General features: G+C 43.2%; 17 protein-coding genes and 1 pseudogene. 11 read left to right on the forward strand and 7 right to left on the reverse strand.

Annotated elements, in window-relative coordinates; all coding sequences use genetic code 11:
• From dnaA to EL244_RS00025, 5 genes are all read left to right on the forward strand, one after another.
• Entirely contained in the window at positions 1–1,398 is a 1,398-nt protein-coding gene (gene dnaA / locus EL244_RS00005; protein ID WP_006816150.1) for a chromosomal replication initiator protein DnaA, read from the forward strand.
• A 5-nt stretch (positions 1,399–1,403) separates the two neighbouring features.
• Positions 1,404–2,504: a DNA polymerase III subunit beta gene (dnaN, locus tag EL244_RS00010; protein ID WP_006816149.1), complete on the forward strand. Its 1,101-nt coding sequence runs from the start codon at positions 1,404–1,406 to the stop codon at positions 2,502–2,504.
• Positions 2,505–2,513: 9 nt separating this feature from the next.
• Complete coding sequence (recF, locus tag EL244_RS00015; RefSeq protein WP_006816148.1) at positions 2,514–3,608, forward strand: DNA replication/repair protein RecF; 1,095 nt, start codon at positions 2,514–2,516, stop codon at positions 3,606–3,608.
• 18 nt (positions 3,609–3,626) lie between these two features.
• Positions 3,627–6,041 (forward strand): DNA topoisomerase (ATP-hydrolyzing) subunit B, encoded by a 2,415-nt coding sequence (gyrB, locus tag EL244_RS00020; RefSeq protein WP_006816147.1) that lies wholly within the window; start codon positions 3,627–3,629, stop codon positions 6,039–6,041.
• A gap of 252 nt (positions 6,042–6,293) precedes the next feature.
• Positions 6,294–9,281 (forward strand): autotransporter domain-containing protein, encoded by a 2,988-nt coding sequence (locus tag EL244_RS00025; protein WP_126457845.1) that lies wholly within the window; start codon positions 6,294–6,296, stop codon positions 9,279–9,281.
• 70 nt (positions 9,282–9,351) lie between these two features.
• Here EL244_RS00025 and EL244_RS00030 read toward each other — a convergent pair whose 3' ends face one another.
• From EL244_RS00030 to asd, 3 genes are all read right to left on the reverse strand, one after another.
• Positions 9,352–9,678 carry a type II toxin-antitoxin system RelE/ParE family toxin gene (locus tag EL244_RS00030; RefSeq protein ID WP_126457849.1) on the reverse strand — a complete coding sequence of 109 codons (327 nt, stop codon included), beginning with the start codon at positions 9,676–9,678 and terminating at the stop codon, positions 9,352–9,354.
• Positions 9,653–9,883, reverse strand: coding sequence for a ParD-like family protein (locus tag EL244_RS00035; protein ID WP_006816144.1), 231 nt, complete (start codon positions 9,881–9,883; stop codon positions 9,653–9,655). Before EL244_RS00035 ends, EL244_RS00030 begins: the two co-directional genes overlap by 26 nt.
• A 199-nt stretch (positions 9,884–10,082) precedes the next feature.
• The gene (gene asd, locus EL244_RS00040; RefSeq protein ID WP_126457851.1) at positions 10,083–11,189 is read right to left on the reverse strand and encodes an aspartate-semialdehyde dehydrogenase; all 1,107 of its coding nucleotides are present in this window, start codon (positions 11,187–11,189) and stop codon (positions 10,083–10,085) included.
• A gap of 324 nt (positions 11,190–11,513) precedes the next feature.
• Here asd and EL244_RS00045 point away from each other — a divergent pair, with 324 nt between their 5' ends.
• The gene (locus EL244_RS00045) at positions 11,514–12,698 is read left to right on the forward strand and encodes an MdtL family multidrug efflux MFS transporter (protein WP_126457854.1); all 1,185 of its coding nucleotides are present in this window, start codon (positions 11,514–11,516) and stop codon (positions 12,696–12,698) included.
• Positions 12,691–13,656: an HTH-type transcriptional regulator YidZ gene (gene yidZ / locus EL244_RS00050; protein WP_126457857.1), complete on the forward strand. Its 966-nt coding sequence runs from the start codon at positions 12,691–12,693 to the stop codon at positions 13,654–13,656. The genes EL244_RS00045 and yidZ overlap by 8 nt, the downstream gene beginning before the upstream one ends.
• 73 nt (positions 13,657–13,729) lie before the next feature.
• On the opposite strand, the gene ykgO is transcribed toward yidZ, so the two are convergent.
• A complete protein-coding gene (ykgO, locus tag EL244_RS00055; protein WP_006660624.1) occupies positions 13,730–13,855 on the reverse strand; it encodes a type B 50S ribosomal protein L36 in 126 nt (41 codons plus the stop codon).
• 172 nt (positions 13,856–14,027) lie between these two features.
• Here ykgO and nagK point away from each other — a divergent pair, with 172 nt between their 5' ends.
• Together nagK and EL244_RS00065 are read left to right on the forward strand one after the other, a co-directional pair.
• Positions 14,028–14,939 (forward strand): N-acetylglucosamine kinase, encoded by a 912-nt coding sequence (gene nagK / locus EL244_RS00060; RefSeq protein WP_126457860.1) that lies wholly within the window; start codon positions 14,028–14,030, stop codon positions 14,937–14,939.
• Between the two features lie 15 nt (positions 14,940–14,954).
• Entirely contained in the window at positions 14,955–15,518 is a 564-nt protein-coding gene (locus tag EL244_RS00065) for a rhomboid family intramembrane serine protease (RefSeq protein ID WP_006816139.1), read from the forward strand.
• On the opposite strand, the gene EL244_RS00070 is transcribed toward EL244_RS00065, so the two are convergent.
• Positions 15,505–16,176: a helix-turn-helix transcriptional regulator gene (locus EL244_RS00070; RefSeq protein WP_126457862.1), complete on the reverse strand. Its 672-nt coding sequence runs from the start codon at positions 16,174–16,176 to the stop codon at positions 15,505–15,507. The genes EL244_RS00065 and EL244_RS00070 overlap by 14 nt on opposite strands.
• Before the next feature lie 73 nt (positions 16,177–16,249).
• Between EL244_RS00070 and EL244_RS00075 the strand changes: the two are divergent.
• A pseudogene (locus EL244_RS00075) lies at positions 16,250–17,658 on the forward strand (MFS transporter).
• Between the two features lie 35 nt (positions 17,659–17,693).
• Here EL244_RS00075 and EL244_RS00080 read toward each other — a convergent pair.
• On the reverse strand, positions 17,694–19,190 hold the full coding sequence (locus tag EL244_RS00080) for an MFS transporter (protein WP_126457865.1): 1,497 nt from the start codon (positions 19,188–19,190) through the stop codon (positions 17,694–17,696).
• Between the two features lie 93 nt (positions 19,191–19,283).
• Here EL244_RS00080 and EL244_RS00085 point away from each other — a divergent pair, with 93 nt between their 5' ends.
• Positions 19,284–19,823, forward strand: coding sequence for a TetR/AcrR family transcriptional regulator (locus EL244_RS00085; protein ID WP_006816135.1), 540 nt, complete (start codon positions 19,284–19,286; stop codon positions 19,821–19,823).
• 52 nt (positions 19,824–19,875) lie between these two features.
• Here the strand turns inward: EL244_RS00085 and EL244_RS00090 are convergent, their stop codons facing one another.
• Positions 19,876–20,529 carry a helix-turn-helix transcriptional regulator gene (locus EL244_RS00090; RefSeq protein WP_006816134.1) on the reverse strand — a complete coding sequence of 218 codons (654 nt, stop codon included), beginning with the start codon at positions 20,527–20,529 and terminating at the stop codon, positions 19,876–19,878.
• Positions 20,530–20,716: the final 187 nt, after the last annotated feature.

Below are 20,716 nucleotides of genomic sequence, written 5' to 3' on the forward strand. Positions count from 1 at the left end.
GTGTCACTTTCGCTTTGGCAGCAATGTCTTGCCCGATTGCAGGATGAACTACCTGCCACAGAATTCAGTATGTGGATACGACCTCTTCAAGCTGAATTAAACGACAATACACTGGCACTTTATGCCCCGAATCGTTTCGTCCTTGACTGGGTAAGAGATAAGTACATCAATAATATCAACGAATTATTGAATGACTTTTGCGGTTCAGATGCCCCTGCTCTACACTTTGAAGTAGGGAATAAACCGTTAACGGTTGCGCCAGTGAGTACTCAAACACGCGTTAGCAATAATAATGCAATGCCGTCGTTCACGATGCCATCAGCCCCCGTAAAGCCAAGTTGGGATAACTCAAACAAAGTACAACCCGATGTGGCTTATCGTTCAAATGTTAACCCTAAGCACACATTTGATAACTTTGTTGAGGGTAAATCAAACCAGCTAGCCCGTGCAGCCGCGAGGCAAGTCGCCGAAAACCCAGGCGGGGCTTATAATCCCCTGTTCCTTTATGGCGGGACTGGTTTAGGTAAAACTCACTTATTGCATGCGGTGGGTAATAGCATCATGCAGCACAAAGCTAACGCTCGTGTGGTGTATATGCATTCTGAACGATTTGTTCAAGATATGGTCAAAGCATTGCAGAATAATGCAATTGAAGAGTTTAAACGTTACTACCGTTCTGTTGATGCTTTACTTATCGATGATATTCAGTTTTTTGCTAACAAAGAGCGTTCACAAGAAGAGTTTTTTCATACATTCAACGCACTGCTGGAAGGCAATCAACAAATTATTTTGACTTCTGACCGCTATCCAAAAGAGATAAACGGGGTAGAAGATCGCTTGAAGTCGCGTTTCGGCTGGGGTTTAACGGTCGCGATAGAACCACCTGAATTGGAAACCCGTGTTGCCATTTTGATGAAAAAAGCAGATGAAAACGAGATTCAACTTCCGGGTGAAGTCGCGTTTTTTATCGCAAAACGCTTACGTTCCAATGTGCGTGAGTTAGAAGGTGCATTAAACCGTGTTATCGCTAATGCGAATTTTACGGGTCGTGCAATTACGATCGATTTTGTTCGAGAGGCGTTGCGTGACTTGCTAGCACTGCAAGAAAAACTGGTAACTATTGATAATATTCAGAAAACTGTTGCTGAGTACTATAAGATTAAAGTCGCTGATTTACTTTCTAAGCGTCGTTCCCGCTCTGTCGCTCGTCCGCGTCAGATGGCAATGGCGCTGGCGAAAGAGCTGACAAACCATAGTTTACCGGAAATCGGGGATGCTTTTGGCGGTCGTGACCACACTACGGTGTTGCACGCTTGTCGTAAAATTGAACAGTTACGAGAAGAAAGCCATGACATCAAAGAAGATTTTTCTAACTTAATCAGAACATTATCATCTTAATTGCTATGAAATTTATTATAGAACGCGAGCAGTTATTAAAACCGTTACAACAGGTTAGTGGTCCTTTAGGTGGACGTCCAACGCTACCCATTTTAGGTAATCTTTTACTTCAAGTAAAAGAGGGAGCCCTGCAACTGACAGGAACCGACCTAGAAATGGAAATGATGGCCAATGTTCCTCTCACCCGAGAGCATGAAGTTGGTGCAACGACGGTGCCTGCACGCAAGTTTTTTGATATTTGGCGTGGCTTACCTGAAGGTTCTGAAATTCAAGTCGAATTGAATGATGACAGACTGCTGGTCCGTTCCGGTCGCAGCCGTTTCTCATTATCCACATTACCCGCAGCCGACTTCCCAAACTTAGACGATTGGCAAAGTGAAGTAGAATTTTCACTTCCGCAATCCATCTTAAAACGTCTAATTGAAGCAACTCAGTTTTCAATGGCGCACCAAGATGTCCGTTACTACCTCAACGGCATGCTGTTTGAAACTGAAGGTCAATTACTAAGAACCGTTTCTACGGATGGTCACCGCCTTGCAGTGTGTTCTATGGATATTGGTCAGGAATTACCCTCCCATTCAGTGATCGTCCCGCGTAAGGGCGTCATCGAATTAATGCGCCTGTTAGATGGTGGCGATGCGCCATTACAGCTGCAAATTGGGAGTAACAATATTCGTGCGCATGTTGGCGATTTTATCTTTACGTCAAAATTAGTGGATGGTCGCTTCCCTGACTACCGCCGAGTATTGCCTAAAAATCCGGACAAAACATTAGAAGCCCGTTGTGATTTATTGAAACAGGCTTTTTCTCGCGCGGCGATTTTATCCAATGAAAAATTCCGTGGCGTCCGTTTATTCTTTAGTGAAAATCAATTACGCATTACGGCAAATAACCCTGAGCAAGAAGAAGCGGAAGAAATTGTTGATGTCAGCTACCAAGGTGGCGAGATGGAAATTGGCTTTAACGTCAGTTATATCCTCGACGTCCTAAATACGCTGAAAAGTGAAAATGTAACGCTCTTTTTAACCGATGCAGTTTCCAGTGTCCAAATTGAAGACTCGGCGAGTCGATCTGCGGTGTATGTTGTTATGCCAATGCGTTTGTAATTAGTCAGTATGATTCTTTCGCGTTTATTGATCCGCGATTTTCGTAATATTGAAGACGCCGATCTCTCCCTTGCAACGGGGTTCAATTTTCTTATTGGTCCTAATGGGAGTGGCAAAACCAGCATACTGGAAGCTATATACACTCTGGGTCATGGGCGAGCATTTCGCAGTATTCAAGCGAATAGAGTTATCCGCCATGACCAAGAACAATTTATTCTGCATGGTAAACTGGGACACTTAGATAGCGATCGCAAAGCGCTATCACTTGGTTTGAGTAAAAACCGCGAAGGTGATAGCAAAGTCAGAATCGATGGTACCGATGGGCATAAAATTGCGGAACTCGCAAAATTATTACCCATGCAGTTGATAACCCCAGAAGGGTTCACACTGCTAAATGGTGGTCCAAAATACCGACGAGCATTTATTGATTGGGGCTGCTTTCATAATGAAGCCTTATTCTTTTCTACTTGGTCGGACTTAAAACGTTTGTTAAAGCAGCGAAATGCGGCTTTACGACAAGTGACTCGTTATGAGCAAATCCGCCATTGGGATCAGCAACTCGCACCGATCTCAGAACAAATAAGCCAGTGGCGTGGCGAATATATTGCAGGTATAGCTGAAAACATTGAGCAAACCTGCCAACAGTTTTTACCCGAATTTTCACTTTCAGTATCTTTCCAGCGTGGTTGGGATAAAGAAATTGATTATTCAGAACAGTTAGAGCGGCAATTTGAGCGCGATAGAGCGCTAACCTATACGTCCTCTGGACCACATAAAGCTGATTTGCGTATTCGAGCTGATGGGATCCCCGTCGAAGATATGCTTTCACGTGGTCAGCTGAAATTGTTAATGTGCGCATTACGGTTAGCGCAGGGTGAGTATCTCACCCAACAGAGCGGGCAACGATGCCTGTATCTACTGGATGATTTTGCTTCAGAACTTGATTCTGGTCGCCGGCAGCTTTTAGCGACTCGTCTCAAGGCTACGCAAGCACAAGTGTTTGTAAGTGCTATTACACCGGCGCAAGTCAATGATATGATTGACGCCAACAGTAAGATGTTTAGTGTAGAGCAAGGCAAAATAGAAGTTCAACCTCAGGAATAGAAAGAGCAGGAAACGTTGATGTCGAATACATATGACTCCTCAAGTATCAAGGTATTAAAAGGACTGGATGCGGTGCGCAAGCGCCCGGGCATGTATATCGGTGATACCGACGATGGAACCGGTCTTCATCACATGGTCTTCGAGGTTGTGGACAACGCTATCGACGAAGCCTTAGCCGGTTTCTGTGACGACATCGTCATCACTATCCATGCCGATAACTCCGTCTCCGTACAGGATGATGGACGTGGTATTCCAACCGGTATCCACGAAGAAGAAGGTGTCTCCGCGGCAGAAGTTATCATGACAGTTCTGCACGCTGGCGGTAAATTTGACGACAACTCCTACAAAGTTTCCGGCGGTTTGCACGGTGTAGGTGTTTCTGTGGTTAACGCCTTATCTGAAAAACTTGAATTAGTGATCCGCCGTGATGGCAAAGTTCACGAGCAAATCTACAAACACGGCGAGCCGCAAGGTCCTCTGACTGTCGTTGGCGAAACAGACCAAACCGGAACTCGCGTCCGTTTCTGGCCAAGCATGGATACCTTCAAAGGTATCACTGAATTCGAATACGAAATTCTAGCGAAACGCCTACGTGAACTTTCATTCCTGAACTCTGGTGTTTCTATCCGCTTAATTGATAAGCGTGATGGCAAAGAAGATCACTTCCATTATGACGGTGGTATCAAGGCATTCGTTGAATACCTGAGCCGTAACAAAACCCCAATTCATCCATCGGTATTCTATTTCTCGACAGAGAAAGACGGTATCGGCGTAGAAGTTGCCATGCAATGGAACGATGGTTTCCAAGAGAATGTTTACTGCTTTACCAACAACATTCCTCAGCGTGATGGCGGTACTCACCTTGCTGGTTTCCGTGCAGCTATGACCCGTACTCTGAACAACTACATGGAAAAAGAAGGCTATCAGAAGAAAACTAAAGTCAGTGCTACCGGTGACGATGCCCGTGAAGGCTTGATTGCGGTTATTTCTGTGAAAGTTCCAGATCCTAAATTCTCATCCCAGACCAAAGAAAAACTGGTTTCTTCCGAAGTGAAAACTGCGGTAGAAACACTGATGAATGAGAAATTAGTTGAGTATTTATTGGAAAATCCAAGCGACGCAAAAATCGTCGTTGGTAAAATTATTGATGCAGCACGTGCCCGTGAAGCAGCGCGTAAAGCACGTGAAATGACTCGCCGTAAAGGTGCATTAGATTTAGCCGGTCTACCAGGTAAATTAGCAGATTGCCAAGAGCGTGACCCAGCATTATCTGAACTGTACTTAGTGGAAGGGGACTCTGCGGGCGGCTCGGCAAAACAAGGTCGTAACCGTAAGAACCAAGCCATTTTGCCACTGAAAGGTAAAATCCTGAACGTGGAAAAAGCGCGCTTCGATAAAATGCTCTCTTCACAAGAAGTGGCAACGCTGATCACCGCATTAGGTTGTGGTATCGGTCGCGATGAATATAACCCAGACAAACTGCGTTATCACAGCATTATCATTATGACGGATGCTGACGTCGATGGTTCGCACATCCGTACGTTACTGTTGACGTTCTTCTATCGCCAAATGCCTGAAATCGTTGAACGTGGTCATATCTATATTGCTCAGCCACCACTGTATAAAGTGAAGCGCGGAAAACAAGAACAATATATTAAAGACGATGAAGCGATGGACGATTATCTGATCTCTATCGCATTAGATGGCGCGGAGCTGCATTTAAGTGCCGACGCACCAGCGATGAAAGGTGAACAGCTAGAGAAGCTGGTTATTGAATATAATGCAGCTCACCGTATTATTCGCCGTCTTGAGCGTATCTACCCACCAGCGCTTCTCAATAGCTTAGTGTATCAATCGACATTAACTGAAGATGCTCTGAAAGATAAAGCACAAGTTGAAGAATGGGCGAGTACTCTGGTTAAACGCTTAGAAGAGAATGAACAAGCGGGCAGCTCTTACAGCTATATCATTCACGAAAATCGTGAACGTCAGCTGTTTGAACCAACCATTCGTATTCGTACCCATGGTGTAGATAGCGACTATAACCTCGATTTCGACTTTGTACATGGTAGCGAATATCGCCGTATCACCGAGTTAGGTGACATCATCGGTGGGTTAATTGAAGAAGGCGCCTATATTCAACGCGGTGAACGTCGCCAGAATATCGACAACTTTGAACAAGCGTTAGATTGGTTAAGCCGTGAATCTCGTCGTGGTTTAGCAGTGCAGCGTTATAAAGGTCTTGGTGAAATGAACCCAGAACAACTTTGGGAAACCACTATGAACCCGGATACTCGCCGTATGATGCGCGTAACCGTTAAAGATGCGATTGCAACTGACCAGTTATTCACAACTCTGATGGGGGATGCGGTAGAACCTCGTCGTGCCTTCATTGAAGAGAACGCACTGAAAGCAGCAAATATCGATATCTAATCAATCTGATTTTTAGATATTAAATAACCCTATATTTCGATATAGGGTTATTTTTTTGTTTAATTTTAAGTATCTATTTATTATTAATTACAATTAAAATTTCAATTAAATAAAATGACTAATTAAACTTAATTAACAGAATAAAGAATGAAAATAAAGTTTGTCTTATTTTACTTTTGATTTATAGAAAATTAAAATTACTGCATTAAGATGAAATAGGTTTTATCCTCTCTAAAAATCTATAGGTCTATAATGAACAGAATAACTCCCGCTGTATCACTCAGTCTATTTGCTTTATTTAACGCCCAAATTACCTTGGCAAACTCAGATTATATTGATGCCAGTAAATCTATCATTGATCAGCAAAATCAGCGATTTGACGAACTAAGAAATCAGGTAATTCCGCCGTATCCAACCCCACAGTCCCAAGCTGCACAATGGGATAAAGACGTTAGCCAGCAGGTAATGCAATTAACAGGAAAACGCAAAAAGAGTGCTGAAAAAGATAAACAAAGCACGCCAGAATATATTTTTAATATTTACCGAGAATACATATTTAATCAAAAAGGATTTAATTATAATGATTTTAAAAAAATTAAAGCCTATAACCGTTTAGAACATTTATTTCATTTAGCCACCTTTGCAAATGACCCAATTCAAAATAAAATTCGTTCAATAGATTTTATCCTCAAAGACTATTATTTACGTGGTCGCCCAAATCAAGTACTCGATCATAAAGGCGAATATCTCCCAAACTATGTCGGTATTACAGGTTCTTCTTACCCAAGTGGACATACTTGGAATGGATTTAAACAAGCCGCTATATTTGCCACGATTTATCCAGAAAAAGGCGCTCAATTCTTTGATAGAGCCATAGGCTATGGAGAAAGTCGGGTGATTGTCGGTGCGCATTTCCCAACCGATACCATAACCTCTCGCGCCGCCAATTATTATCTTCTCGCTCATTTACTGAAAGAAGATAAAACTGCCAATGTCATGATTAACTTAGCCAAAGAAGTGCGCCAAGATCTACAAAACCAATGCACCATCAGTAATAAAAAATGCAAACCACCGGTAGGCTCTCTCCCCTCTTTTAATGAAAACCTAGGTTATTACGCCAAGCAAAGTGAGCAGCCATCTCCGGCACTTCAAGTTGATCACGTTCCTGCTGACGCCGCGTATTTGCTACGCTCCCGCTTTGCCTATCTTAACAAATCCCAGTGGCAGCAAATTATTGCAGGCACAGCCTATCCCACAAACTCTTTAGCGGGCTGGGGAGTTAAACAAAATCAACCAGAAAGCCACTGGGGGCTGATTAACTTACCGAAAGCCTACAAAGGACCCACACATCTTGCTGAAGATTGGGTCGTCAATCAGCGGGTAACTCAAGACGATATTGCTAACGTCGGCATAGCCGATACTTGGAGCAATAATATTGAGGGCAAAGGGCGCTTAATTAAACAAGGGGAAGGGACCTTAACCTTAACAGGTACTAGCCGTTTTGCAGGGCTGGATATACAGCAAGGTCGTGTGATTTTAACGCAAGAAAACCACTTAACAGGCCCCATCAACATCAATGGTGGAGAGCTTAACGTCAAACATATTCTGCATGTGCCAGTCGACGTTACTAATGGCACATTACAGCTCAGTCACAGCATCAAAAATACGGTGACATTAAACCAAGGAGCCCGATTTATTGCTTCTGGCTCGGTTGATGACTTAGTGGTTAACAGTGGCGCTATCTTAATCCCTGGAGATAATACTAAAGACCCAACACGGCGTATAACAGTGAATAATACGGCCACCTTCCAACCCGGTAGTGAATTCCATGTGGATCTTCAAACAACAGACAAACAGGAATTTGATGCCCTGCAGTCTAGTGATACGGTGGTCATCAACGGCGGTAAGGTCAAAGTGTTCTTCGCTGAAAAATCACCGCCATTCAATGAACGTATACCGAATGAAGATGAAATTCAGGGTCGATTCCGCACCGAATATACAATTATTAGTGCTAAAAAAATCCAAGGGAAATTTGATGGTGTAGAACCAAACTACCTGTTCATCGGTACAACATTAGATTACGGTGAAGATCCTCGCTCGCCCACAACAAAACTGGTTACACTCAATGTCGGACGTAGCGACCTTGCATTCGATACATTTGCAAAAACGCCAAACCAAACTGCCGTTGCACACGCCCTTGAAAATCTCTCTCTTAGCAACACCCTGTATGAACGCTTAGTTCTCAGCAAAACCACCGTAGGGGTTAACGACCTTCTTCGCACACTATCACCACAAATTCATATCGATACTCTGGCTAGCCAGTTGAATAATCATCGCCAATATCACGGCGCGCTACTGCAACAAACTCGTATATCGGAAAATATCGTCAAAGAGCGTGGAGATAACCGCGGCAATATGTGGGTAAATATTCCCTACCATTGGGATAGAACCCAAAGCGATGGAAACGCTTCCGGTTTTACAAACAGCAATTATGGCGTGTTCTTAGGGGCTGATAAGCATTTCTTTAATGATGACTTTATCTTTGGAATAAGCACTGGTTTTACCAAAAATTCCGTATCAGGCGGTGTCGGTCATAGCCATAGCAACAATTATTATTTAGCGGCTTATGGCTCACTGCGATTAGCGCCAATAACCCTCCGTGCAGGGCTGGGGCACACATGGCACACCATCAAAACAGAGAGAACGGTCACCTCATCAGTCTATTCCGATCACAATACCGCTGATTATAAAGGCAAAACCAACCACCTGTTTATGGAAGCCGCTTACCCGTGGAAATCTTCCATCATCAATGCCGAACCGTTTGTTAACTTCGCTTTTACTAACGCTGAAAGTCACGGATTCCGTGAAAATGGGGAAAAAGCCTCACTGGTGACCGGTCGCCAATCCCTTGATACCACGACCACAACTCTGGGATTTCGTTTAGATAACCAATGGAAAGTGGGCAATACATCCTCAATCGATGTACACGGGGAACTCGGCTGGCAGCATCAATATGACAAGCGGGAGCGTGAAATGGCATTTCGATTCACCCACCGCAACCTGCTTGCACCACCGCTTAACTATTACGGCGTTAACGCACCACGGGATGGCATGGCAATCAAACTGGGGTCCAGCCTTCAGCTGACAGACAATACCAAACTGTCCATGGATTACAGCCAATTTACTGCCAAGGGGTATTTAGAAAATAATCTTGATGCCAAGCTGTTAGTGTCGTTTTAATCTATTTGATTAAGACAACGGCGTCTTAGCTTCTTCACTAAGACGCCGTTTATCTGAAAATATAACGTGTTTATAACATAATGAATTTCAAATCTGATTTAGATTGCTTCTTTTGATTACTATAGAAATTCTCATGAGAACCGATTCCTAGTAAATAAAGTTCTAATTTCCCTGCAATCCATGAATAGCCTAATAATACTAGCTGTGTATTTAGTTTAAATTTATGAACGCGAAGGTGAGAAAGATCCCCTTTTTTGAGCTCACCAATTAACGGATTTTCAATAATTTTATCAATCTCATTTTCTACTATGCACAACTCATTTTCTGACAATTTATCACATGATTTTCTAAAGCGGTTTGTTTGGAAAACCTCAACTACGTTTTGTTTTACGGACATATCGAGAAACCTTATTATTTTCGATTTCCGCCTGCGCCAATAACATTTCCTCAATGAAGCTATACGGCAAATCAGGGTTATCTTCAGCAATACGACCTATTTTAGCCCAATGCTCAATTTGCTTCGGAACACTACGACTTTTCGCTTCAGCATGGATCCTCGCATCCGCTACAAATTCATCATCAAGTCTGACTGAAATAGCCATATTTTCCTCTCATTATTAATTAAGTTAAGCGATGTTAACTTTTCACTCTTCTAGTTTTGAATACTGCAGCATTACATTGGATATAAATTCATCACTCACACACCCATAATGCGACAATTGATCGCATAACGCAACATAAAAACAAAAAAACCTGCACATCAAAAAATGTACAGGCTCAAAAATAATAACGCTATTTAAACTACAGCAGAATTCTCAACATACGGCGCAGAGGCTCCGCAGCCCCCCACAGTAACTGGTCACCCACAGTAAACGCTGACAGATACTCCGGTCCCATATTCAGTTTACGTAGACGACCCACTGGCGTATTCAGAGTGCCCGTCACTGCCGCAGGTGTTAGCTCACGCATCGTAATTTCACGGTCATTGGGTACTACTTTCACCCACTCATTATGGGATGCCAGTAATTGCTCGACGTCATTCAGTGGGATATCTTTTTTCAGTTTCAATGTGAATGCTTGGCTATGGCAACGCAATGCTCCCACACGAACACATAAGCCATCAACAGGAATAATATTGCTTCCTGTTGCGAGAATTTTGTTGGTTTCTGCCTGGCCTTTCCACTCTTCGCGACTTTGACCATTTTCAAGGGCTTTATCAATCCATGGGATCAAACTGCCTGCTAAAGGAACACCAAACGCATCTGTTGGCATTGAACCGCTGCGTGTAAAATCAGTGACTTTCTTTTCAATCTCTAAAATCGCGGAGGCTGGGTTTTGTAGCTCTTTCGCAACTTGAGCATGCAGAGATCCCATTTGTGACAGTAGCTCGCGCATATTTCTTGCACCCGCCCCTGATGCCGCTTGGTAAGTTGCGACGGACGCCCACTCAACCAAATCATTTGCGAATAAACCACCAAGAGACATCAGCATTAAACTCACCGTACAGTTACCGCCGACAAAGGTCTTAATGCCTTTATTTAAGCCGTCTTGGATATGCTGGTGGTTTACAGGGTCAAGAATGATAATCGCATCGTCTTTCATACGTAACGCAGAAGCCGCATCAATCCAGAAGCCTTTCCAGCCTGCTCCACGTAATTTTGGATAGACATCATTGGTGTAATCACCACCTTGGCAACTGATAATAATATCTAATGCGCTCAATGCATCGATATCAAACGCATCTTGCAATGTGCTGCGGTGGCCACCGAAAACAGGTGCTTCTTCACCTTGCTGGGAGGTAGTAAAAAAAACAGGATGAATAACGTTAAAATCCCCTTCTTCCACCATTCTTTGCATCAATACTGAGCCAACCATTCCACGCCAGCCGATAAACCCTACATTTTTCATTCTTTTCACCCTGTCTGTTTGCGTTCTTTACCCCAAAAATTTCCACATTCGACTCCATGAGTGAAGTTTCTATTGCATCATCACCATTAAAGAAGTCGAAACTGGAAATTTTTTGTGAGTATTAAACGTGACAAAATATGAACCAGTGTGCAAGTGAATTTCATCACTAATAGTAAGAAGATTAGTAATGACGCTAATAATACGAATAAATATATGATTTAGTGATTTCCATATTGGAAAATGCTATTTTCCAATTAATCCATACGCTATCTCATTTATCCCGATTAAAATTAGGGTGTTAATTCTCATAAAGCAGCTTATCTCATGACCAAATATGTCCTTTTTAGTTTCTGGATAGTTCTAATCTATCCTCTCGGCGTCGATCTCCATTTAACCGGTATTCCTTATATTGCTGCGGATCTGAACGCAACCGAAAGCCAGCTTCATGTAGCCTTTTCTATTTATCTCGCTGGAATGGCATCCACAATGCTGGTTGCAGGATGGTGTGCTGACCATATCGGCCGTAAACCTGTCGTATTAGTAGGCGCAACGGTATTTGCTATTTCCTCCATCATGGCGGGAAATTCCACATCGATTGATGTTTTCCTGATGGCGCGATTCCTACAAGGCATCGGTGCTGGCTTCTGTTATGTGGTGACTTTCGCGATTTTACGTGATGTTCTTAGTCCACAAAGACGAACAAAAGTATTGGCGGCAATGAATGGCGTGACCTGTATTGCACCGGTACTCGCTCCTGTGATTGGATTTGCGATTTTGCTCGCCTACCATTGGTCGATGATGTTTTACTTTATGGCAGCCTATGCGGTCATCAGTATTATTGTCTGCTTAGTGTCGATAAAAGAAACCAAACCTGTAGCTCGACAAGAAACCGATGAATCCACATCCCAACCAGAAACGCCTGAAAAAATCTTCAATCATTTCTTTGTCACTCGTTTAATTGTTTCGTGCTTTGGAATGGCAGTGATCCTGACTTATGTGAACGTCGCCCCGATTATTTTGATGGGCAATCTTGGCTTCACTACGGGGCAGTATTCTACCGCAATGACCGCATTGGCGATGGTGAGTATGGGAACCTCGTTCCTAATGCCGAAATTAATCTCACAGTTTAATAGCCAATCCCTGTTGAATACCGCGCTCGGCTTATTCTTGTTCAATGCTGTGATATTGTCCGTATACCTGTTTGCTTACCCAAATTTGGTGCTACTCTTTATTGTATTCGCTTTCTGTGGAATGGGTTTTTCGATGCAGTTCGGGATTATCATGAGCCAAGCATTATCCCCATTTGCCAGAAAAGCCGGCATTGCTAGCTCCATTCTCGCCATTTCTCAACTCAGCTTTGCCTCTTTGTATATTTGGGTGATGGGATCGATAGGCACCCCATCAATCAGTATGTTATTGATAATCTTGCTTGCCGCTGGGGTGATTGGCATGGCGTTACTGAGAATGCCAACGGCGCAAGCCAGCCAGAAGGTCGTTACATGTGAATAAACAATTGCATCGCTTAGATTTGAACTTACTGGTTATTCTGCAATATCTGATGGAAGAACGCAGTGTGAGTCTTGCCGCTAAGCGCCTTGCGATTACCCCATCCTCGGTGAGTAAATCATTGGCAAAACTACGCCAATGGTTTGATGACCCATTATTTATTCGTAGCCCGCAAGGGCTACTCCCTACCCCATTGATGCACCGCATTGAAAAATCATTACCTGAGTTTTTAAATTTATCCCACTATATTGCCGAGATCCGCGATACCGAAAAACCACGAGGCATGACGTTTCGGCTCATGATGGAAGCACCATTAAACCTCATTATGCTCCATGATTTATCCCTCAATATTCTCAACCAATATCCAGAGTCGGAAGTCATTGTACGGGATTGGGACTATAACTCGTTGGCGGCGCTGATTGCGGGGGATGCAGACATCGGATTAGTGGGGCGTGAAAGTTTTCATTTGTCAAAAGAGTCGATTAACCATTTACCGGATATTCTTAATTTCGAAGTATTATTTACCGATAGACCCCTCGCGTTTATTCGCAGTGACCATCCCATTTTGCAAGAGGAATGGACATTGGCGAATTATTTAAAATATCCCCATATTAGTACTGAATTTGGTAACCGCATTCCATGGGCATTGGATGATTTACTCGAAACCATGGGGCTTCATCGCCAAATTCATTTATCCTTCTCGACCTTTGAGCAATCACTGTTAATGGCTTCTCGCCCTGAACACAACCTTATCACCAGCTCTCCGGGTTATTGCCAACACTATGTTAATGATTTCAATCTTGATTTAGTCTGCCGTCCACTACCTGTAGATGATATTTTATATCAACAACTTGAAATTCCATTTTTAATGCTATGGCATAAGCGCAACTCCTATAATTCCAAAACCCTCTGGTTAAGAGAGCAAATCAAGAGCAGTATTCTTGAGTTTGTGAATACATAAAAAATGCCATGGCAAGGAGTATGAATTACCATGGCAAAAGCAAGGAACACTGAGATACAAAAATAACGGAGGACTACCCTTGAACAGCTTTAAAGCGGGGGTTGGTTTTGCAAATCACATAAATTCGACCGCGACGACGTACCACTTGGCAATCAGGGTGACGCTGTTTGGCGGTTTTTAATGAACTGAGTACTTTCATTGTAACTTCCTTTAAATGTAATGTTATAATATAACAATAAACTAATTAAATTCGTCTCGCAATCCTTTTATGGGAAACTTTTTGTATAATTAGAACATTGCACACTCTCAGTCATTATTTCTCAAATAGATAGGTATCTATTCGAGTCTTAGACCTATAAGAGGAAGATCTAATGTATTACGGCTTTGACATGGGCGGCACCAAAATTGAGCTAGCGGTATTCGACCACGATTTGAATCCTGTTTGGCAAAAACGTGTTCCAACCCCCAAAGATGACTATCAGGCATTATTGAATGTATTTAGTGAGTTAACAGCCGAAGCGGATGCCAAATTCAGTTGCCAAGGCAAAGTGGGCGTTGGTGTTCCCGGAATTGTGAACCACGCTGACGGAATTGTGTTTACTACCAATGTGCCCGCCGCAAAATATAAGCCCCTCGTCCACGATCTGGCTGAAACCTTAAATCGCCCCGTCAAAGTAGAAAATGATGCTAACTGTTTTGCCTTATCGGAAGCATGGGATCCTGATTTTAAGCGCTATCCAAGTGTGCTTGGTATTATTTTAGGTACTGGCGTCGGCGGTGGTTTCGTCATCAATGGCAAAGTGCTGTCCGGTAAAAACGGTATTGCAGGCGAAATTGGGCACATGAATATGAGTGTCAGAGCAGCAAAACTCTTGGGAGATACCGTTCCTGAAGTTCTTTGTGGCTGTGGGCAAACGGCTTGCTTTGAGACATATCTATCCGGCCCCGGATTTGAGCGTATTTATACCGCTTTTACGGGTGAAAAATGCCCTGCCATTGAAATTATCCAACGCTATCAGCAGGGTGATTTACACGCTAAACAACATGTTGAGCGCTATATGGCGGTGCTGGCAATGTTTATGGGACAAGTGATCACGGTGTTTGATCCTGATTTAGTTGTTTTTGGTGGCGGTTTATCACAATTTGATGATATCTATCGCTTATTACCTGAAATTCTACCGCAATACCTGTATGGGATCGCCAAATTACCCGCTATCGAAAAAGCTCGTTATGGGAATTCTGGTGGCGCACGAGGTGCAGCTTTCCTCAATTTAGTCGATTAACATCGGACATCAATAATGCAAACTTGGTTAAGCCCACGGATTAAATTACTGATAGCATTAGTGGGCTTACTGGTCATCATTCAAGTAGCCAATAGCCTCAGCGGTAATGCACTGGTAGGTTTTGGTATTATTCCAAGAACCCTAAATGGGTTAGTAGGCATTATTTTTGCTCCATTTATCCACGGAGATTGGGAACATTTACTTAGTAATCTCCCTCCGCTTCTAATCCTCAGCGCATTACTACTCCACGACTCTATCAAGGCTTACGCCCGAGCCTCTGCATTTATTATTCTGGTTGGGGGATTAATGGTGTGGATCATCGGAAGAAATGCCGTTCACATTGGTGCGAGCGGCTGGATTTTTGGGCTTTGGGGTTTGTTAATCGCCCAAGGTTTTCTACGCCGTAAACTGCTCGATATTATTATTGCTCTACTAGTTTTGTTCTATTTCGGCGCGATGGCGAGTGGTTTATTACCCGTCCATCAACGAATATCGACTGAATCCCATATTGCAGGTGCATTTTCTGGCATTCTGTACGCATGGTTAATTCATAAAAAATTTAGAATTAAAGCCTCTTAGCCGCTAAAGTCACTCGATAAACACAGCGCCCAGCACCATCCAAAAGATACTGTTCCCGCTCAATGTGAGCTTCCTCACCGATGACTTCACGAAATAGCGCTAGCTCAGAACGACAAAAGTTTTGGCATGCGGTTGCGGCAGCACAAATCGGGCAATGGTTTTCGATAAATAACCAGCTATCGCCATCTTGTTCAACTTTAGCCATATAGCCTTCTTCACTGCGAACTTCGGCTAACTCCGCCAAACGTTGTGCTAACGGTAAGTTTTTACAGCGCGCTAAATATTTAGTTCGGCTTTCTGCTTCACGCTGCTCGATCAGTTTCTCAAGCCCGTCATCACCAAAAATTGTTCTAACTGAATCAATCAACTGTAATGCCAGCTGAGCATGGGTATCTGGAAAGCGCTGATGCCCTAATTCGGTGAGAACCCAATTTTGCCGTGGGCGGCCAGCTCCTGATTGAGCGGCGCACTGCACCCCTTCCACCAGCCCCAACGAAGTCAGCTTCTGTACATGTTGACGAGCCGCTTCTCCGGTTAAATTTAGGTCATTTGCAATCACAGAGGTGGAGATTGGTCCTTTAGTTTTAATACAAAACAGGACTTTATCCACTGCCTGAGTAAGATTTAAATTATCAAAGTAATTACTTGCTTTATTCATAGTGTGATTTTATTATCCAAGACAATACTTGGATAATACCTTTTTACCTCTCTTTCGTCTAGCAGGCCTATATATGAGTGAACAACCCTCAACATTACCCCAAGGCACATGGGCCGACTTACTCAGTGGCACCAATGCATTACTTACCATAGCCCTGACCGGTGGCGTTGCATTACATGCTATCAATATTTATATCGTCACAACCATTTTACCCAGTGTGGTTAATGATATTGGCGGGCTCGAATATTACGCATGGAATACCACATTATTCGTTGCTACATCCATTATTGGCTCTGCATTATCAAGCAAAATATTAGACAGCTTCGGTCCCAAATTAGCTTACCTCAGTGCATTAACGCTTTTCTCACTTGGATCAATTTGGTGTGCCTCTTCGCCCTCCATGCTGATATTACTGGGAGGACGAGCACTGCAAGGATTCGGTGGCGGTATTTTATTCGCATTGAGTTATGCCCTAATCCGTATCGTATTCACGCCTAATTTATGGTCTCGTGCCATGGGTGTCGTTTCAGGAATGTGGGGTATTGCGACTCTTTGCGGCCCCGCAATTGGCGGAATTTTTGCACAAGGGGGTCATTGGCGCTGGTCGTTCTGGGCGCTACTGCCTGTCGCGATCATTCTGGCTCTCATTGTTATCAATCAGTTACCCGGGAAAAAAGCCCAGCAACCACAAACAGCTAAAATTCCATTCCTAGCCATTTCATTGTTGGTCATTTCAGTCCTCGTTATCTCCATTGGTAGTTTGTCAGACAGTTTACTGACTAATCTAGGGGGATTACTGGTCGGCATTGCACTGTTAATTACCATTGCCATGATCGATGGTAAACGCGGTAAACGCCTATTACCCACGGGGGCTTATTCGTTAAAAACACAGCTCGGGGTCATCTTCCTGACCATGTGTTTGTTAGTCGGCGGAATGACCACCGAAATTTATGTTCCTTACTTTTTACAGACCATTCACCAGTTTTCTCCATTAATTGCAGGCTATCTGACGGCGGTTATGGCTGCTGGCTGGACGATAGGGGCGCTACTGAGTGCCAATAAAACAGGCTCCATAGTCCTCCGTATTCTCAAAATTGGTCCGGTCATCATATTTGTCTCATTGGTTATTTTAGCGATACTCACACCAAACTTAGCATTAGTGAACTCAATACCTTTATTTGTTCTCTACTTATTGGCCATGACAGGGTCGGCTTAGGAATTGGTGTTTGTTGGCCACATTTGGTTCTACGGGTATTCAATGCTGCGCCAGAAGGGGAAGAGAACTTAGCTTCATCCTCAATTATTACCATTCAACTATATGCAACGGCACTGTCTGCTGCACTTGTCGGCGTGGTCGTCAATAACAGTGGTTTAATGAGTCCGGGTGGATTAGTTGGAGCGCAACAGGCTTCAGTCTGGTTATTTGCCCTATTTGCTATCAGCCCATTACTTGCCGCTATATTAATCCGCAAAGTGAAGTAAACGAAAAAGGGAGCCATTTGGCTCCCAATATTTATTTAGCTTGCGGCTATTTTCTTATTACGAAAGAAAAATGGCAGGATGATTAAGCTTAATGCTAAAACCACTGTCGTTGTCACCATCACCGATAAAAATGCATGGTCGAACGCGATATTAGCCTGACCGATCAGAATATTTGCGCTATCTGATGGTAATTTCTCTGCGACAATCAAAGCCTCATCGAGGCTATCATAGGCTTTATCAGCCACTGAGAATCCTTCAGGTAATGCGAGTTTAATGGTATACATCGCCGTCATTAATCCGCCCATAAAGGTTACGCCGAGAACACTACCTAATTCATAAGCCACTTCCTCAATTGAGGCCGCCATTCCGGCTTTATTATCAGGCGCATTCAACATGATAGTGGTTGATGCGGTGGTAAAAATCGCCCCGAGTCCAAAACCTATAAAAAATAAGAATGACAGTAATACGGCTCCGGTGGAAGTTTCAAACACCCAAGTCAGACCAACCACACCAATTAGCGTACAAGCAAAACCGAAAATCATCATCGATCTATCGCCAATTTTATGCAAATACATCCCCGCGAGTGGTGCAGCTAATACGGAAGCGAGTGGGATCGGAATGATGTACAACGCGGCTTCAAACGGGGTATATCCCAACACTAATTGCAAACGCTGGCTTAATAACAGCTCCACGCCCACAATCACCACTACGGATAAAATCGCCATGATAATTCCCGCACAAAATCGCGGATTAGCCATCAAGCGTAAATCCATCATTGGCATCTCAGCGGTAAGCTGACGGCGGACAAATATAATCAGAGAGACCACACCCACAGCTCCCGATATCACCATAGCCATCCAATCGATATTCAGTTTTCCCAGCTCTTTCAGTGAGTAAATTACACCTACCAATCCCACTAAAACCATTATTGAACCAATGAAATCAATTGGTTGATGGGATTGCCCTGCAATTTTAGGAATTAAACGCAGCGCAAATGGGATCACCAGTAAAACGACCGGAACATTGATGAGGAATACCGATCCCCACCAGAAATGGTTGAGTAATATGCCGCCAACCAGTGGGCCTATCGCTGCACCACCAGATGCGACGGCAGACCAAATACCGATGGCTAATGCCCGCTCTTTAGGATCTAAGAAAACTTGGCGAACGATTGCCAAAGTTGCAGGCATGCTGATTGCCGCCCCAACAGCCAAGAATCCTCGAGATAGAATTAAGCTGAATGCAGTTGGGGAGAATGCCGCACACAGGGACGCCAGTGCAAACAACGGCAATCCCAGTAAGAACATGCGCTTATGACCCACTTTATCACTCAACATTCCCGCCGCAGGTAATAACCCAGCAACAACCAGCGGATACGCATTCATAATCCAGAGTTTTTCAGACGAACTTGCACCCAAGTCATGAGTTAGCTTAGGTAGTGCGGTGTATAGCACCGTGACGTCGATGACGATAAGAAATAGAACACTCGACACTAATAGTAAGATAATCCAACGTTTATAATCTGCTATCATAAAATCTTCTCAATCTGTTTAGTCGATCACCGTGATAGATGATCGTGCTACAATATAATTCCATACGTGCGTATTGAAAAGAGGTTTTTCTAAATGGGACGTCAACGAAAAATCGATCGTGATAAAGTGCTAGAAGCCGCCGAAGAGATCGTTATCCATCAAGGTGCCACTGCACTGACTATCGATGCCGTCGCCAAAGCGATGGGAATTTCTAAAGGTGGAGTCCAATACTGCTTTGGCAATAAAGAGGCACTGATCGATGCGATGTTTGAGCGTTGGAGCCAGTCTTATGATGAGATTTTCAACCGAGCCGTTGAGCAGGATAATTCTCCAGAAGGTCTGGTTATTGCTCATGTAAAAGCCACTGCCGATCATGATAAAACCAGTATTGCCAAAGGTGCGGCATTAATGGCATCTTTGCTACAAACCCCTGAATATTTAGAAAGTACCCGAAAGTGGTATCGTGAACGGATTGAGAATTTAGATTTATCCACAGAAAGCGGTAAGCGAGCCCGAATGATGTTTTTAGCCGCCGAAGGCGCTTTTATACTGCGTTATTTTGGATTAATGGAAATTAATGACGAAGAATGGCAGTCAATCTTTATCGATATGATGACCGTATTTAAAAAGTAACTTTTTTCGCTTAGAGAGGCATATACGCCCATATGCCTCTTATTCATCATCTCTACTCTTGAGCGTTTATCTTGCGGATATGTTTATAGATCGTCGCCGAACTGATGCCTAACTCAACAGAAACTATTTTATGTGCCGCAGGGAATTCAAACATTCCACAGTCATGCAGCTCCTTAATGATTTCATAGTTCTTATTTTTGCTTGGGATATTTTTATTGGAATAAACCGTATTTTTGATCGGTTCAAGGTGGTCCATAATTAATTTGTTAATATCCTGAGAAAAATTTTCATTCTTTGAATTCTGGCTACTGCTCATTAAATCAACCATCGCATTCATTGGCATATCCAAGGCCCAGTTCATGCACACCATACCAATGGGTTGATTTTCTAAGTTAACAATCAATGTTGAGGAGGAACGGAAAGGTCGAATACTTTTAGTATTAAAATAGACATCCCACGACGAATGATTTTTTTTAAAGCCTGCCAATTTTTCCAATGCAATGTTTGTTACCGGTGCCCCTAGGGTTCTTCCGGTTAAATGTCCATTCGCTATGTGAATGACTGAGCTGTGTAAATCTTCAAAACTATGTAGAACAACTTCGCAATATGGCCCCAAAAACTCACCAAGGCACTCAATCATCGGAACATAAGACTGTAAAAGTTTACGATCTTGCTCCGTAAATACATGATTTATACTCGTTTCCATATTTGTTAGCCTGCTGCCAAAAATTTTATTAATCTTAGATAATTAAGTCAACTATTTCAATCCTAAAAACCAAAACACCTCACTGAGTAAACTATTTTTTTACTTAATCAAATATTAGACGCCTATCACGGTGTTGGATTTTTCCATGTGGTTAAATGCTGATCATCAAGTCGTGTCATTAAAGGAG

This window comes from Providencia rustigianii (assembly GCF_900637755.1).
Lineage (GTDB): Bacteria > Pseudomonadota > Gammaproteobacteria > Enterobacterales > Enterobacteriaceae > Providencia > Providencia rustigianii.

What these genes read in the sequence shown, in the direction of transcription:
- EL244_RS00065 (WP_006816139.1), top strand. Translation starts at nt 14,955, where the DNA reads ATGCAAACTTGGTTAAGCCCACGGATTAAATTACTGATAGCATTAGTG.
- EL244_RS00090 (WP_006816134.1), bottom strand. Translation starts at nt 20,529, where the DNA reads ATGGAAACGAGTATAAATCATGTATTTACGGAGCAAGATCGTAAACTT.
- EL244_RS00030 (WP_126457849.1), bottom strand. Translation starts at nt 9,678, where the DNA reads ATGTCCGTAAAACAAAACGTAGTTGAGGTTTTCCAAACAAACCGCTTT.
- recF (WP_006816148.1), top strand. Translation starts at nt 2,514, where the DNA reads ATGATTCTTTCGCGTTTATTGATCCGCGATTTTCGTAATATTGAAGAC.
- EL244_RS00080 (WP_126457865.1), bottom strand. Translation starts at nt 19,190, where the DNA reads ATGATAGCAGATTATAAACGTTGGATTATCTTACTATTAGTGTCGAGT.
- EL244_RS00025 (WP_126457845.1), top strand. Translation starts at nt 6,294, where the DNA reads ATGAACAGAATAACTCCCGCTGTATCACTCAGTCTATTTGCTTTATTT.
- EL244_RS00035 (WP_006816144.1), bottom strand. Translation starts at nt 9,883, where the DNA reads ATGGCTATTTCAGTCAGACTTGATGATGAATTTGTAGCGGATGCGAGG.
- ykgO (WP_006660624.1), bottom strand. Translation starts at nt 13,855, where the DNA reads ATGAAAGTACTCAGTTCATTAAAAACCGCCAAACAGCGTCACCCTGAT.
- nagK (WP_126457860.1), top strand. Translation starts at nt 14,028, where the DNA reads ATGTATTACGGCTTTGACATGGGCGGCACCAAAATTGAGCTAGCGGTA.
- EL244_RS00070 (WP_126457862.1), bottom strand. Translation starts at nt 16,176, where the DNA reads ATGAATAAAGCAAGTAATTACTTTGATAATTTAAATCTTACTCAGGCA.
- asd (WP_126457851.1), bottom strand. Translation starts at nt 11,189, where the DNA reads ATGAAAAATGTAGGGTTTATCGGCTGGCGTGGAATGGTTGGCTCAGTA.
- gyrB (WP_006816147.1), top strand. Translation starts at nt 3,627, where the DNA reads ATGTCGAATACATATGACTCCTCAAGTATCAAGGTATTAAAAGGACTG.
- dnaN (WP_006816149.1), top strand. Translation starts at nt 1,404, where the DNA reads ATGAAATTTATTATAGAACGCGAGCAGTTATTAAAACCGTTACAACAG.
- EL244_RS00085 (WP_006816135.1), top strand. Translation starts at nt 19,284, where the DNA reads ATGGGACGTCAACGAAAAATCGATCGTGATAAAGTGCTAGAAGCCGCC.
- EL244_RS00045 (WP_126457854.1), top strand. Translation starts at nt 11,514, where the DNA reads ATGACCAAATATGTCCTTTTTAGTTTCTGGATAGTTCTAATCTATCCT.